This window comes from Mucilaginibacter sp., from assembly GCF_028288105.1.
In the GTDB taxonomy this organism is placed as follows: domain Bacteria; phylum Bacteroidota; class Bacteroidia; order Sphingobacteriales; family Sphingobacteriaceae; genus Mucilaginibacter.
This window is the reverse complement of sequence record NZ_JAQBOI010000071.1, coordinates 1-15,403: the sequence shown is the minus strand read 5'-3', so window position 1 is coordinate 15,403 and position 15,403 is coordinate 1. Positions and strand designations below refer to the sequence as shown.

At 41.8% G+C, this 15,403-nt stretch carries 12 protein-coding genes; 11 read left to right on the top strand and 1 reads right to left on the bottom strand.

Going from position 1 to position 15,403, the window contains the following annotated elements:
* The first annotated feature begins 53 nt into the window (after positions 1 to 53).
* Positions 54 to 839: an O-methyltransferase gene (locus JWQ85_RS05120; RefSeq protein ID WP_299464969.1), complete on the top strand. Its 786-nt coding sequence runs from the start codon at positions 54 to 56 to the stop codon at positions 837 to 839.
* 97 nt (positions 840 to 936) lie between these two features.
* On the opposite strand, the gene JWQ85_RS05115 is transcribed toward JWQ85_RS05120, so the two are convergent.
* Complete coding sequence (locus JWQ85_RS05115; RefSeq protein WP_299464967.1) at positions 937 to 2,073, bottom strand: polymerase; 1,137 nt, start codon at positions 2,071 to 2,073, stop codon at positions 937 to 939.
* 113 nt (positions 2,074 to 2,186) lie between these two features.
* Here JWQ85_RS05115 and JWQ85_RS05110 point away from each other — a divergent pair, with 113 nt between their 5' ends.
* The 10 genes from JWQ85_RS05110 to JWQ85_RS05065 all read left to right on the top strand — a co-directional run.
* Positions 2,187 to 3,167: a deoxyhypusine synthase family protein gene (locus JWQ85_RS05110; RefSeq protein WP_299464964.1), complete on the top strand. Its 981-nt coding sequence runs from the start codon at positions 2,187 to 2,189 to the stop codon at positions 3,165 to 3,167.
* 241 nt (positions 3,168 to 3,408) lie between these two features.
* Positions 3,409 to 4,674, top strand: coding sequence for a cytochrome c3 family protein (locus tag JWQ85_RS05105; protein WP_299464962.1), 1,266 nt, complete (start codon positions 3,409 to 3,411; stop codon positions 4,672 to 4,674).
* A gap of 41 nt (positions 4,675 to 4,715) precedes the next feature.
* Positions 4,716 to 7,799: a TAT-variant-translocated molybdopterin oxidoreductase gene (locus tag JWQ85_RS05100; protein WP_299464959.1), complete on the top strand. Its 3,084-nt coding sequence runs from the start codon at positions 4,716 to 4,718 to the stop codon at positions 7,797 to 7,799.
* A 22-nt stretch (positions 7,800 to 7,821) separates the two neighbouring features.
* Complete coding sequence (gene nrfD, locus JWQ85_RS05095) at positions 7,822 to 9,294, top strand: NrfD/PsrC family molybdoenzyme membrane anchor subunit (protein ID WP_299464956.1); 1,473 nt, start codon at positions 7,822 to 7,824, stop codon at positions 9,292 to 9,294.
* Positions 9,295 to 9,296: 2 nt separating this feature from the next.
* Positions 9,297 to 9,833, top strand: coding sequence for a DUF3341 domain-containing protein (locus tag JWQ85_RS05090; RefSeq protein ID WP_299464953.1), 537 nt, complete (start codon positions 9,297 to 9,299; stop codon positions 9,831 to 9,833).
* Complete coding sequence (locus tag JWQ85_RS05085) at positions 9,826 to 10,401, top strand: cytochrome c (RefSeq protein WP_367186183.1); 576 nt, start codon at positions 9,826 to 9,828, stop codon at positions 10,399 to 10,401. Before JWQ85_RS05090 ends, JWQ85_RS05085 begins: the two co-directional genes overlap by 8 nt.
* A gap of 11 nt (positions 10,402 to 10,412) precedes the next feature.
* Positions 10,413 to 11,672 carry a quinol:cytochrome C oxidoreductase gene (locus JWQ85_RS05080; protein WP_299464947.1) on the top strand — a complete coding sequence of 420 codons (1,260 nt, stop codon included), beginning with the start codon at positions 10,413 to 10,415 and terminating at the stop codon, positions 11,670 to 11,672.
* A gap of 48 nt (positions 11,673 to 11,720) precedes the next feature.
* Positions 11,721 to 12,920 carry a cytochrome c oxidase subunit II gene (locus JWQ85_RS05075; protein WP_299464944.1) on the top strand — a complete coding sequence of 400 codons (1,200 nt, stop codon included), beginning with the start codon at positions 11,721 to 11,723 and terminating at the stop codon, positions 12,918 to 12,920.
* Positions 12,921 to 12,939: 19 nt separating this feature from the next.
* Positions 12,940 to 14,832, top strand: coding sequence for a cbb3-type cytochrome c oxidase subunit I (locus JWQ85_RS05070; RefSeq protein ID WP_299464941.1), 1,893 nt, complete (start codon positions 12,940 to 12,942; stop codon positions 14,830 to 14,832).
* 83 nt (positions 14,833 to 14,915) lie between these two features.
* Positions 14,916 to 15,403, top strand: a 488-nt coding sequence (locus JWQ85_RS05065; protein WP_299464939.1) for a COX15/CtaA family protein, incomplete at its 3' end; no start/stop codon positions are given.

Genomic DNA, 15,403 nt, shown 5'->3' with positions numbered 1-15,403 from the left:
TTAATCATATCTCTTAATGCTAAAATACTAAACGTTTTAATATTTTTACAGCGATGTTTAATTTAACGTTCGCGAAGGATTTTCTGTTGCATAGGCTTAAGTCAAAAAACCGTCATGGTTTGCACTCTCCGTTTGTTTATCGTTTGGTAGATGAGGTTATTTATGATAAAAAGCATAAACCCGAATACGATAAAATTGAACAGCAGCGCGATCACCTGCTGATTGATGATCGCTACATCACCGTTACCGATCTGGGTGCGGGCTCGCACGTGAATAACAATAAGCAAAAGAAAATAAGCGATATTACTATTAACGCGCTTAAACCGCCAAAGCTGGCCAAACTACTTTACCGCCTTGCCGCTTATACAAAGCCGACAAACATTGTTGAGCTGGGTACCTGTTTGGGTATTACTACATTATACCTGCAAGCCGCCGCGCCCAATGCGAAGGTTTACACATTAGAAGGATGCCCCCAAACTGCGGGTGTTGCTAAAGATGTATTTAACAGGGCAGGGGTAAAGGATATCAATGTCATCACCGGGAACTTTGACGATACCCTACCGGATGTTATTGCCGGACTGGACAAGCTTGATTTTGTTTACATAGATGGCAACCACCAACGCGATGCTACATTAAGATATTTTGAATGGTGCCTGCCCAAAGTGCACGAAGATACCATGCTGATATTTGACGATATTTACTGGAGTGAAGGGATGAAACAAGCCTGGCAGCAAATAAAAGCCCACCCGCAAGTAACTGCCACGGTAGATCTTTACTGGATAGGCCTGGTGTTTTTTAAACCGGGACAGGCTAAGGAAGATTTTATGATAAAGGTGTAGTGAATGTGCAGATATGCAGATTTCAGATGTGCAGGTGCTTTGCAAATTCAATTATAAACTCATCTGCACATTTGCACATCTGCAATCTGCATATCTACTAAAACGCTTCCCCTAACCCCACATACACACCGCTTTGCCTGCTTTCGCCGGGGCGTTTTTCACCAACACCGTAATCTATGCGGATGCTGAGGCCTTTTTGTACATCAAAAAAGTAACGCAAGCCACCACCATAATTGGGCTTTAGCTGGTTTATGCTAAACTCTTTGTTAAACACCTCGCCTGTACCCAGGAAACCCACAATGCCAAAACGTTCGGTCATGCGGTAGCGCAGTTCGGTTTGGCCGGCTATCAGGTTGCGGTCGCGGAAACGACCGTTGTAGTAGCCACGCATCATTTCATCGCTGCCCAAAGCAGGTAATAAATAAAATGGCGACTGGTTGCCGGTCCAGTTCTGGCTTTGTATATCAAACCCTAAAACAAAACGTTTGCTTAAAGCAAAGAACTGGGTGAATTCCACATTTAAAAATCCACCGGTAAGGTTATTATTGCCGCCCACTCCATGCATAAAATCAAAATGGCTGGTAAGCATAGTACCTTTAGTAGTGTAGGTATTATTATTACGGCTATCAAAAACAAAGCTTGGGCCAAGGTATAGGGTTGTGCCGCCATGCTTGCCCTCAATAGTAGGGTCGGTAGTGAATATGCCGGTACCTTCCTGGTCACGAAACCGAAAATCGAGGCCGCCTGCCACAAGGCCGATGTAAATGTTGCTGCCTATCCTTTTTTCGCCGGTAAAATTTACGCGTACGCGTTTTTGCCCTAATCTATCGGCATCGGCTTTAATGGTATTATTGCCTACACCATAAAAATCAAAAGGGAAGTTTATATAACCTATGGCACCGGTAAAGTGATAATTATTATGCGGCGACCAATAGCTGCTGCTTAGGTTTAAGCGGCTCTGGCCTTTTGTGGTGATAGTGGCATAAGCAAAAATGTTAGATACCCTCGTGTTCTTACTTAGCGTATCGGTATAAAAAGAATATAGGGCCGAACCTCCTGCTTCCAACCCGGTTTCGGGGGCAGAGCTTATCACCGGCAGAATAACAAAACTCCCTTTTTTGGTAGTATCCTTTTCAAAAAACATTTTGCGCACAAATTTTGGCAAAAGCTTTGTTTGTGCAAAAACGGGCTGGGCTAATATGGCGAGCAATAAAATCGTAATAAGTTTTTTCATGTAGTATAGTGCCATAAAGGTAAATTTAAAGCACTTGTTTTACCGAATTTGTAATTTAAAATTCTGATGTGCACAAAATACCTACTTTTGCAAAATAATAAGAGCAAAATAATATGAGCACAACAAGAGGCCCAATATCACAATTCATAGAGAAAAATTACCTGCATTTTAATGCAGCGGCGCTAATGGATGCAGCCAAAGGTTATGAAACCCATTTAACCGAAGGTGGTAAAATGATGGTGACCATTGCAGGCGCTATGAGCACAGCTGAATTAGGTATTTCGCTTGCCGAAATGATACGCGAGGGGAAAATTGACATCATATCGTGCACAGGTGCAAACCTGGAAGAGGATATCATGAACCTGGTAGCGCACTCTCACTACAAACGCGTACCTAACTACCGCGACTTAAGCCCTCAGGATGAGTGGGATTTGTTAGAGAACCATTACAACCGTGTAACCGATACCTGTATCCCCGAAGAAGAAGCCTTCCGTCGCCTGCAAAAACATATTTACAAGATATGGAAAGATGCGGATACCGCCGGCGAGCGTTATTTCCCGCATGAGTTTATGTACAAGATATTGCTAAGCGGCGAGTTGGAGCAGTATTATGAAATAGACCCTAAAAATTCGTGGATGCTGGCTGCTGCAGAAAAAAACCTGCCAATTGTTGTACCGGGATGGGAAGATTCTACCATGGGTAACATATTTGCATCGTACGTTATAAAAGGTGAAGTAAAAGCTACTACCATGAAGAGTGGGATAGAGTATATGGCATGGCTGGCAGATTGGTACCCAAAAAACTCGGGTGGTAAAGGTGTAGGCTTTTTCCAGATAGGTGGCGGTATTGCCGGCGACTTCCCAATTTGTGTTGTACCTATGCTTTATCAGGATATGGAAATGACTGATATTCCTTTCTGGAGCTACTTTTGCCAGGTGAGCGATTCAACAACTTCATATGGTTCATATTCGGGCGCTGTGCCAAACGAAAAAATAACCTGGGGTAAACTTGATATCAATACGCCAAAGTTTATTGTAGAAAGCGACGCGACAATAGTTGTGCCTTTGATATTTGCCTGGATATTAAAACAATAATTAAGTTTTAAAAGATATCTCTTTTTTCACATACTACTGATATTTAGCAAAAAGCCCTTTAGGGATATTTAAAGGGCTTTTCTTATTAATTTAGAACGATTATAAATTAGATATTGCTGTCATTATATTGTCAGCGATACTGTAATAAATTATACTTTTGTGCCTGAAAAAGTGGCTAAAACATACAGGTCTACGTCAATTTAACACTTTAATATAAAATTATTTAGCATAAATACCTTTTATGAGAAATATCTCATTGATTTTTAAACAGTTTTCAAGGTCGGTTTTACTGGTTGCCGGTTTGGTTGTATGTGGGTTAACAGCTCATGCGCAAACAGATGCAGCAAAGGGTGAAGCTATATTTAAGGCCAAATGTACAGCGTGCCACAAAATAGATACGCGTATGACCGGCCCGGCCTTAGGTCCGCAGCTTACACAAGAGACTGACGATGCCTATTTAACCAAATGGATCCAAAACAATCAAGCGCTAATTGCTGCTGGTAACAAAAAGGCCGTTAAAATATTTAACGAGTACAACCAGGCCGGCATGACAGTTTTTGCTGAGTTAAGCGATGCTGATGTAGGTAACGTTATTACTTACATTCGTGCTGATTGGAAAAAGATCCAGGATGATAAGGCTAAAGCGCCGGTTAGCGCTACTCCTGAAGACAAAGGCCCAAGCGCCTTAGTTGTTTGGAGCTTATTAGGCGTTATTGTTATCGCATTCATCGTTATTCTTGTATTAAACAAGGTAATTGCCACACTTGAGCGTTTACTTTTAAACAGACAAGGTTTAGCATTTGAAGAAGAAGCTGAAGAAGAGAAAGCGCCAGCAGATCGTTTAGCTACGGTTAAAAAGCTTCTTAAAAATAAGAAACTTGTTTTCTTTATAGTGCTTTGCGGTACAATTGCAATGGGCAGCTTTAGCTGGGTAACCATGTGGAACACAAACGTTCACCAGGGATACCAACCGGTACAACCTATTAAATATTCGCACCAGTTACACGCAGGTGCCATGAAAATAGAGTGCCAATACTGCCACACGGGTGCGTTCAAATCTAAAAACGCTTCAATACCATCGTTAAACGTTTGTATGAACTGCCACAAATCGGTTAAAACAGAGTCGCCGGAAATTCACAAGATTTACGATGCATTGGGTTATGACCCTAACACCGCTAAGTATGATAGCACTAAAGCTAAACCAATACAGTGGGTGCGTGTGCACAACTTGCCAGATCTGGCTTACTTTAACCACTCGCAGCACGTTAAGGTTGGCAGTATTAAATGCCAAACCTGCCACGGCCAGGTTCAGGAAATGCAGGAAGTATACCAATACTCTCCGCTTACCATGAAATGGTGTATACAGTGCCACAAACGTACCGAGGTTAACGGAAAAGGCAACGCTTACTATGATAGCATACTTGCTGCCCATGATAAAATTAAAAAGGGTGAGAAAGTTACTGCTGCAGTTTTAGGCGGTATTGAGTGCGGCAAGTGCCATTATTAATAATTATCAAGAAAAGTACATTACAGTTTATATAACTATAAATGGATAGCAATAAAAAATACTGGAAAGGTTTAGAAGAACTGAACAAAACACCAGAATTTGTTGAGAAAAATAAACACGAGTTTGCCGAGCCTATTCCTATTGAAGAGGTTTTAAGCGGAGGTGGCTTGTCATCAAAAACCCCTCGCCGCGACTTTTTAAAGGCGCTTGGCTTTGGTGTGGGTGCGGTTACTTTAGCAGCTTGCCAAAAAGTACCGGTACATAAATCAATACCTTACTTAATAAAGCCTGAAGAGATTACACCGGGTGTAGCCAACTACTACTCATCAACTTATGATGGTAGCGCTATATTGGTTAAAACCCGCGAAGGCCGCCCTATTAAGGTTGAAGGTAACCCTAACGATCTTTTATCAAAAGGTGGTTTAAGTGCGCAGGCCCAGGCATCGGTGCTTGAGCTGTACGATACCAGCCGTATAAAAGACCCACAGCAAAATGGTGGTGACAGCAGCTGGGCAAGTGTTGATGCTTTTGTAAAAAGCGAACTTGCAGCTATCGCGGCAAGCGGTAAAACTATAAGCCTGGTAACATCAACCATACACAGCCCGTCTACACAAGCTGTTATTGCCGATTTTATATTAAAATATCCTACTGCAAAACACGTAAGTTATGATGCAGTATCATATACAGGTATTATAAAAGCTAACCAAAACAGTTTTGGTAAAGCGGTATTGCCACATTATAACTTTGATAAAGCAGATATCATTGTAAGTTTCGCTGCAGATTTCCTTGGAACCTGGATCTCTAGCGAAGAGTTTACCCGCCAGTACGTACAAAACAGGAACAACAAATCGCTTGAAGCTAAAAAGATGTCACGTCACATCCAGTTTGAGAGCGGTATGAGCCTTACCGGTACCAACGCCGATGTACGTATAGCTATTAAACCATCTGAAGAAGGTGTTGCACTGGTTAACCTTTACAATGCATTATCGGGCACAACTTTACCGGGTTCAAGAAAATTAACTACTGCTAATGCAGATAAAGCAATAATATTAGTAGCAACAGAACTAAAAGCAGCTAAAGGTAAAGCCTTGGTAGTTTGCGGTTCAAATGATGTAGCTACACAAGTATTAGTTAATGCCATCAACTCATTATTAGGTAGCTACGGTACTACTATCGATTTGGATAACCCATCTCGCCAGTACGCAGGTAACGATGGTGAGATTGTTGATTTTATCGCTCAGGCTAAAAGCGGCCAGGTTGGTGCAGTATTATTCCTTGACGCTAACCCTGCCTATGATTATCATTCGGCAGCCGCTGTTAAAGATGCATTGAAAAATGTTCGTCTTAAAGTATCATTCTCTGATCATGCAGATGAAACTACAGCCCTTTGTAATATAATAGCACCAAACCACCACTATTTAGAGTCGTGGGGTGATGATAGCTCAATTGAGGGTTACTACACTATAATGCAGCCAACCATTAACCCGGTTAACAATACCCGCCAGGCCGAACAAAGCCTGTTGGTATGGAGCGACAATGCAGTTAAAGATTACTACACTTACGTTAGAAATAACTGGAATAATAACCTGTTAGCCAAAGGCGGTTTATCTGGCCAGGCTGGTTGGGAAACCTTATTACAAACAGGATTTGTATTAACAGCACCTGTTGCGGCCGGTACTTATACCTTTAACCTTGACCTTAACGCGGTAGCACAAACTGTATTAAACCAGAGCGCTAAATTAGCCGAAGGTAATAAAGTAGAGCTGCAGGTATACCAATCTGTTGCCATGCGCGACGGTAAAAGGGCGAACAACCCATGGTTACAAGAGTTGCCAGATCCGGTATCTAAAGTTACATGGGACAATTACGCTGCCATGGCCCTTGAGGATATCAAAAAGTTAGGCCTTGAAGAATTTGAGGTTGTTACTATTGAAGCAAACGGTTACACGGTATCATTACCGGTATTAGCACAACCGGGCCAGGCGCCTGGTACTGTATCGGTAGCTGTTGGTTACGGTCGCACAGCAGCCGGTTTGGTTGGTAATAATGTAGGTAAAAACGCATTCCCTTTCCTTAGTTTCCGCAACGGTACATTCCAAACTACCGCAACGGCAAACCTTAAAGGAACCGGAGATATATTCCCGCTTTCGCAAACACAAACGCACCATTCATTTGAAGGCCGTAACGTTATCCGCGAAGCAACATTTACCGAGTACAAAAAAGATGCGGCAGCCGGTAGCGGTAACGATGGCGAAAAAGAGAAAATGTTTGACCTTTGGGAAAACACCAACGAAGATCATATCCACGCACGCCCTGTTTATGACTGGGTTATGGCTATTGACCTTAACGCATGTACAGGTTGTGGTGCTTGTATCGTAGCATGTAGCGCCGAAAACAATATACCGGTTGTTGGTAAGGAAGAAGTTGGCCGCCGCCGCGAAATGCACTGGATCCGTATTGATCGCTACTATAGTTTTGAGCAAAATGGCGGGGCTAAAGTTGATAACAGATCAGGCAAGGTAACCCAGGAAAAAGAAATCGCTAAACTGGAAGATTTTAGTAATGTTTCAGTAGTTCACCAGCCAATGCTTTGCCAGCACTGCGACCACGCACCTTGCGAAACTGTTTGCCCGGTATTAGCTACCGTACACTCAAGCGAAGGCTTAAACCAAATGGCATATAACCGTTGCGTTGGTACACGTTACTGCGCAAACAACTGCCCATATAAAGTACGTCGCTTTAATTGGTTTAACTACTGGAACGATTCACGTTTTGATAACTACCTTAACAACGAGCATACACAATTAGTACTTAACCCTGATGTTACTACACGTTTCCGTGGGGTTATGGAAAAATGCTCGATGTGTGTACAACGTATACAAGCAGGTAAGTTACAGGCTAAAATAGAAAAACGCCCACTTAAGGATGGCGAGGTTAAAGTAGCCTGCCAGCAAACCTGTTCAGCAAACGCTATTGTGTTTGGTAACAGGAATGACCCTAACTCTGAAGTTTCAAAAGCTTTAAAGAGCGAGAGGACTTACTATGTGCTTGAAGAGCTTAACGTAAAACCAGGTATTGGTTACCAGGTAAAAGTTAGAAATACATCATCTGAATTACAGGCTTAATTTTACAAGAGATATATAACATATGGCATCTCACAACGAATCGATAATCAGGGAACCGTTAATGACGGGCAAGGACATTACCTATGCCAAGATCACTAATGACATATTGTTGCCTGTAGAGAACAAACCCAACAAGGCTTGGTGGATAGGATTTACCGTATCATCACTGGGCGCGTTATTATGGGTAGTGTCTATCAGCTACACCTTTTGGTTTGGCTTAGGCGCATGGGGGTTAAACAAAACAGTAGGATGGGCCTGGGATATCACCGGTTTCGTATGGTGGGTAGGTATTGGTCACGCGGGTACATTGATCTCGGCGGTACTATTGATCTTCCGTCAAAACTGGCGTAACTCCATTAACCGGTCAGCAGAGGCGATGACCATCTTCGCCGTAATTTGTGCTGCAACCTATATTGTGGCGCACATGGGCCGCCCATGGTTATTTTACTTTACATTACCACTGCCAAACCAGTACGGCTCACTTTGGGTAAACTGGAACTCGGCGCTGATGATGGACGTGTTCGCGATATCAACTTACTTCTCGGTATCATTATTATTCTGGTACACAGGTTTATTGCCAGATATCGCTTCCATACGTGACCGTGCAACAGGTTTACGCCGCCGTATCTATTCAATACTTTCTTTTGGATGGACAGGTTCATTAAAAACCTGGCAGCGTTTCGAAACCGTGTCATTGATCCTGGCAGGTATATCTACACCACTGGTACTTTCGGTACACACCATTGTATCATTTGACTTTGCTACATCACTGGTACCGGGATGGCATACAACTATCTTCCCTCCGTACTTTGTTGCGGGTGCTATCTTCTCTGGTTTCGCAATGGTACAAACCCTATTGCTGGTAACCCGTAAGGTATTAGGCTTAGAAAATTATATCACCATGTTCCACGTCGAATCGATGAATAAGATCATCTTATTAACAGGTTCTATCGTGGGTGTGGCTTACATCACCGAGTTCTTTATTGCATGGTACTCTGGTGTTGAATATGAACAATACGCATTTATCAACAGGGCAACCGGGCCATACTGGTGGGCTTACTGGAGTATGATGAGCTGTAACGTGATATCACCACAATTATTCTGGTCAAAAACATTGCGTACAAGTATCAAATTCTCATGGTTCCTGTCAATCATCGTGAATATAGGTATGTGGTTTGAGCGTTTCGTAATTATCGTAACCTCTCTTCACCGCGATTATATACCATCAAGCTGGGCTATGTTTTATCCTACCTGGGTAGATGTAAGCGTGTTCATCGGTTCAATAGGCTTGTTCTTTACCATGTTCCTGTTATTTGTAAGGGTATTGCCATCGGTAGCTATTGCCGAGGTGAAACTATTGCTTAAAACATCAAGCGAGCAGGCTAAGAAGAAACTTATAAACGAGAATCACCTTGATCCGGCCGAGGTTGAGTATTACAAAGAGTCCCTAACAAAGTTCGACAGTATTGACACGGCTGATTACGAAAAAGTATAAAAATGAGCAAGACTAAAATAATATTAGGCCTTTTTGATGATCCTGATGATATGATGAAGGGTATCGATAACTTACAGAAAAATAGTATACCTATCTATGATATTTATACGCCAATGCCAATACACGGTATTGAAGATAAAATGGGCGTTAAAGATTCAAGATTAGGTTACGCGGCATTTTGCTTTGGATGCCTTGGCATTACAGTAATTACCAGCATACTTTATTATACACTGGTATATGACTGGCCCATGAACGTAGGTGGTAAACCAAGTTTTGCAATGCCAAACTTTATACCTTTTATGTTTGAGTGGACCATATTGTTTACCGCTTTTGGTATGACAATAACCTTTTTTGCCGCGACGCATTTGTTCCCGGGGCGTGCACCACGTGTAATGGATCTGCGTGCAACTGATGATCGTTTTGTTATAGCAGTAAACGCTAAAGGAAACATCCCGCACGAGGACATCACCAATTTATTAAAACAAGCAGGAGCAGTAGAAGTAAAGCATAACGAAAGAAAATATGTTAGCTATGAATAAATTTAGAATATTGGGCACAACGGCTATCGTTATTGCTGCATCGATCGTTATTACGTCGTGCAAGGATAAGCGTAGTACCGGCTGGGAATATGCTCCCAATATGTACGAACATACGGCATTTGACCCGGATCAGGCTAATCCTAACTTTAAGGATGGCAAAACAGCGCAGTTACCGCCTGCAGGTACTATACCGGTAGGGTTTAAACGTTTTGATTATCCAAACACACGTGAAGGATATGATAAGGCGAGCCTTGAGGTTACTAGCCTTATAGCACAAACCCCGCAGCATTTGGCAGAAGGTAAAGCCCTTTTTGTTACATTCTGCTCCCCATGCCATGGTGTAACCGGGCAGGGCGATGGTTTGGTAGTACAGCACGGATATCCGCCGCCACCGTCTTATTCAAAAGGACAATCATCACGCGGTGGTGCAATGAAGGATCTTACAGACGGAAAAATTTATCATACTATAACTTATGGTGTTAACGCGATGGGTTCTTACGCATCACAGGTGGCACCAGAAGAGCGCTGGAAGATAGTTATGTATGTACACCATTTACAAAATTTATAAGATTATTTTTAATGAAGACTCATAATAGTATTGAAGAACGTTTTCAATTCACAGGCAACGCTAAAACAATTAGTTTGGTTGCCATTGTAATTGGTGTAATAGCAATTGCATTTGGGTTTATACTCGGTGGAGAACACGTACAACGCACTTACAGCAACTTGCTGCTAATGTCTTACTACTTTGTTTGTGTTTGTTTGGCGGGCGTATTCTTTTGCGCGTACCAGTATGCTGCACAAGCGGGTTGGTCTGCTGCATTTATCAGGATACCGCAGGCAATGGCAAGGGTATTGCCAATAGCAAGCGTTATATTAATTATCATAGTAACCTTTGGCTTGTTTACCGAGCATGAGGTAGTTGAGCATGGCAAAAAAGAAATGGTACCCTATCTGTATGCTCACTGGGCTACACATGGGTTAACTGTCGTAGGCAGCGAAAATTTTGATCCGATCATAGCAGGTAAGGCCGCTTTCCTAAATATCAAATTCTTCTACGGGATGCTGATCATATTATTAGGCGCTTACAGTTACTTTGGTTTGGCTTTAGCAAAATGCTCAGAATCTGAAGATACTGAAGGTGGAATGAGCAACTACGATAAAAGCTTTAAACTGTCTTGTATTTTCCTGGTAATATTTGGTTTTACATTCCCAATTTTTGCTTTTGGAGTTATCATGTCATTAGAGGCACATTGGTTCTCAACCATGTTTGGTTGGTACAATTTAGCTGCAATGCATGTAAGTGGTTTGGCTGTTATTGCATTGTTAATAATCTATCTGCAGAAAAAAGGCTATATGTCCTGGTTACATATAGATCATTTGCACAGCATGGGTAAACTGATATTCGGTTTCTCTATCTTCTGGACATACGTTTGGTTCGCGCAGTTTTTCCTTACCTGGTATGCAAACATACCCGAAGAGTCGGTTTATTTTTATAAACGCTGGGAACCCGAGTATAAGTTTTGGTTCTGGTTAAATATCGTTATCAACTTTGTAGCGCCGGTACTGCTGTTAATGTCTCGTGATGCAAAACGTATTATGAGCCGTATGATGTGGGTTTGTATACTTTTAATAGCGGGTCACTGGCTCGATTATTACCTTATGGTTATGCCGGGTACAGTTGTTGAACATAGAGGTTTTAGTGTAGAAGAGGTAGGTATATTTTTAGGATTTTCGGGCTTATTTACATTCCTAACGTTAAATGCGTTAAGCAAGTTTAGCTCAATTGTTCCTAAAAAACATCCGTTCCTGCAAGAGAGCCTGCATCATCACATATAATAATTGTTAAATTTGCAACCGGATACAGCAATTCAAATAACCAATAAAATGGGATTCAAAAATTTAATTAATTCTAAAAAAATACTTTCGCTTTTAGCTGTGTTTATGCTTTTGGGCACCAGCATGCTTTTTGCCCAGGGTACAGAATCGGCCGGAGCCACCGCTTCACCTGCTGCTGATGCAGTAAAGGATAATGGTTTGGCAACCGCCGGTTATTATATCCTGCTTTTCCTTATCGTATGTTTTGTTATTGGGATTGTTGGTAAAATACTTCGTGTGTTTGACCTAACCCAGCAGATACAAGGCAAAGAGCCAATTAACTGGAACAATGTAATGGGCATTTGCTGCCTTATATTCTTAATAGCTGGCGCATATGGCGCTTATTGGGAATTTACTGTTCATGGCAGCATGATACTACCTGGCGCAGCATCTGAGCATGGTGTTAAGATAGACGAGATGTTTTGGACAACTACTGTGTTAACAATGATAGTATTTGTAATAACACAGATCTTATTGTTCACCTTCTTGTTCAGGTACCGTTACAACGCAAAACGCCGTGGCCATTTCTTACCGCATAATAATACTATTGAAAAAGTTTGGACCATAGCCCCGGCTATCGTTTTAACCGTATTAGTAATATTTGGTTTCTTTACCTGGCAAAAAATTACCGACAATGTTGATGCTAAAGGCGAACCTGCTTCAATTAATATTGATATTACCGGCCACCAGTTTGCCTGGGAGCTACGTTACCCTGGTAAAGATGCACGTTTAGGTGCTACCAACTATAAACTGGTAAGCGGCATAAATAAATTAGGTATCAACTTTAAAGATAAATACAGCTATGATGATCTTCAGGCTGATACAATGTACTTACCGGTTCGTAAATCAGTTAGGCTAAACATTCATGCACAGGATGTTATCCATAGCGTTTACATGCCTCATTTCCGTGTACAATTAAACGCGGTGCCAGGCCTGCCCGTTTTCTTCAAATTTAAGCCAACCATTACTACTGCAGAAATGCGTACCAAATTGGATAAACCAAATTTTGAATACGAAATTTTGTGTAACAAAATTTGCGGTGGTAGCCATTATAACATGAAAAAAATTGTACGTGTGGTTACCGAAGCTGAATACCAGGCATGGTTATCACAGCAAAAACCATATCTGACAGACGGGATTAAGAAAGACCTTAAATTTGCTGCAGAGAAAAAAGAAGTACAGCCAAACAGGTTAGCGTTAAACAATTAATACAAAAAGATTAGCGAGTATGTCAACATTATCAGTTCAAGATCACGGAGTAGCTCATCACGAAGACGATCACGGACAACATCATCATAAAGCAACGTTCCTGAATACTTATATATTCAGTCAGGATCACAAAATGATTGCCAAGCAATTCCTTATAACAGGTATGACTATGGCTTTCATCGCCATGATATTATCAATCCTGTTCAGGATCCAGTTAGCTTATCCGGATAAAGCGTTTCCTTTAATGGAAACATTATTAGGCCGTTTTGCACCAGGTGGCCGTTTAGATTCTAATTTTTACCTGGCATTGGTTACTATACACGGTACCATCATGGTATTCTTTGTATTAACTGCCGGCTTAAGCGGTACGTTCGCCAACCTTTTAATCCCCTTGCAATTAGGTGTACGTGATATGGCATCGCCATTCATGAACATGTTATCATACTGGTTCTTCTTTATTGCCAGTGTTATCATGTTATCATCGTTCCTGGTACAAAAAGGCCCTGCAAGCGGTGGCTGGACAATATATCCGCCATTATCTGCCTTGCCTAAAGCTATGCCGGGTTCTGGTATGGGTATGACGCTGTGGCTAATAAGTATGGTATTATTTATTGCATCCCAGTTAATGGCAGGTATAAACTACGTAAGTACTATATTAAACATGCGTACCAAAGGTATGGACCTTTGGAAAATGCCACTATCTGTATGGGCATTGTTCTTGACCGCTATTTTAGGTGTATTATCATTCCCGGTACTTGTTGCAGGTGTGGTATTATTAGTATTCGACCGAAGTTTTGGCACAAGCTTTTACCTTTCAGAAATTGTACTGAACGGTACGCAAATACAACCTTACGAAGGTGGTAGCCCTATCCTATTCCAGCACTTGTTCTGGTTCCTGGGTCACCCCGAGGTATATATCGTAATTATGCCTGCAATGGGTATATCATCCGAGGTTATGTCTGTAAACTCGCGTAAGCCAATATTTGGTTACCACGCAATGGTTTACTCACTAATAGGTATTACCGTATTATCATTTATTGTATGGGGTCACCACATGTTTGTAACGGGTATGAACCCGTTCCTGGGCGGTGTGTTCATGATCACTACATTGATCATCGCGGTACCATCGGCAGTAAAAACATTTAACTGGCTGGCTACATTATGGCGCGGTAACATCCGTTTTACATCAGCAATGCTGTTTGCAATAGGGATGGTGTCATTCTTTATCTCGGGTGGTTTAACCGGTATCTTCTTAGGTAACGCGGCATTAGACATTAACCTGCACGATACATACTTTGTGGTTGCCCACTTCCACTTGGTAATGGGTTCGGCGGCAATATTTGGTATGCTTGCGGGTGTTTATCACTGGTTCCCTAAAATGTTTGGCCGCATGATGAACGAGCGTTTAGGTTACCTGCACTTCTGGTTAACATTTATAGGCGCTTACCTGGTATTCTTCCCTATGCACTTTATGGGCTTAGATGGTGTACCTCGTCGTTACTATGCGTTCACCGAGTTTGAATCAATGAAACAATGGTTATCTGTTAATACATTTATTACATGGGCGGCAATAATGTCGGGTGTAGCACAGCTGGCTTTCCTGTACAACTTTATAACCTCTATATTTTGGGGTAAAAAAGCGCCGCAAAACCCATGGGAAGCAAATACCCTGGAGTGGACCACGCCTGTTGAGCATTTACATGGTAACTGGCCGGGCGAGATCCCAACTGTTTACCGTTGGCCGTATGATTACAGCAAACCGGGTGCAGAACATGACTTTATACCACAAACAGTTCCGCTTTCACAAACAATGAGCTCAAACCTTCCGCATGACTTTGAGGATAACCCTGTAGGTTTAGAAGAGCATACAAAATGGGCAAATACTCAAAAGAGCAACGAAGAAGTAAAATAACATTATACTGATCTGATCTTTTAGGGTATCTGTGCAGGAATTTTAGTCCGTAGCAGGTACCCTAATTTTTTAGAAATATTTAAATGAGCATAAAAGCATCCGGGAACACGTTTCTAAAAGTTAACCTCATAACCATAATCCTGCTTTTTGTACTGATACTGGCAGGCGGAGTTGTGCGTAGCACAGGCTCGGGTATGGGTTGCCCCGATTGGCCTAAATGTTTTGGCAGATACGTACCACCAACCAGCATATCTGAACTACCTGTTAATTATAAAAAGGTATATGCCGATAAGCGCCTGGCCAAAAATCAAAAGTTTGCTAAGATGCTTGATGTTTTTGGATACAGCCAATTGGCTATGCGTATCCGTAACGACAGATCGATATTAGTACCTGAAGAATTTAACAGCGCACGTACCTGGACGGAATATGTTAACCGGCTTATAGGCGCAATATCTGGAATATTCTTATTCCTGTGCATTGTTTACTCTTTTAAATATTGGAAAAGCAGTAAGTTGATAGTCGTATTAAGTGTATTTAACTTTATCCTGGTGGGCTTTCAGGGATGGCTGGG

Coding starts and splice junctions, on each gene's coding strand:
- JWQ85_RS05085 (WP_367186183.1), top strand. CDS start 9,826: ATGAATAAATTTAGAATATTGGGCACAACGGCTATCGTTATTGCTGCA.
- JWQ85_RS05110 (WP_299464964.1), top strand. CDS start 2,187: ATGAGCACAACAAGAGGCCCAATATCACAATTCATAGAGAAAAATTAC.
- JWQ85_RS05100 (WP_299464959.1), top strand. CDS start 4,716: ATGGATAGCAATAAAAAATACTGGAAAGGTTTAGAAGAACTGAACAAA.
- JWQ85_RS05080 (WP_299464947.1), top strand. CDS start 10,413: ATGAAGACTCATAATAGTATTGAAGAACGTTTTCAATTCACAGGCAAC.
- JWQ85_RS05090 (WP_299464953.1), top strand. CDS start 9,297: ATGAGCAAGACTAAAATAATATTAGGCCTTTTTGATGATCCTGATGAT.
- JWQ85_RS05070 (WP_299464941.1), top strand. CDS start 12,940: ATGTCAACATTATCAGTTCAAGATCACGGAGTAGCTCATCACGAAGAC.
- JWQ85_RS05075 (WP_299464944.1), top strand. CDS start 11,721: ATGGGATTCAAAAATTTAATTAATTCTAAAAAAATACTTTCGCTTTTA.
- JWQ85_RS05105 (WP_299464962.1), top strand. CDS start 3,409: ATGAGAAATATCTCATTGATTTTTAAACAGTTTTCAAGGTCGGTTTTA.
- JWQ85_RS05120 (WP_299464969.1), top strand. CDS start 54: ATGTTTAATTTAACGTTCGCGAAGGATTTTCTGTTGCATAGGCTTAAG.
- JWQ85_RS05115 (WP_299464967.1), bottom strand. CDS start 2,073: ATGAAAAAACTTATTACGATTTTATTGCTCGCCATATTAGCCCAGCCC.
- nrfD (WP_299464956.1), top strand. CDS start 7,822: ATGGCATCTCACAACGAATCGATAATCAGGGAACCGTTAATGACGGGC.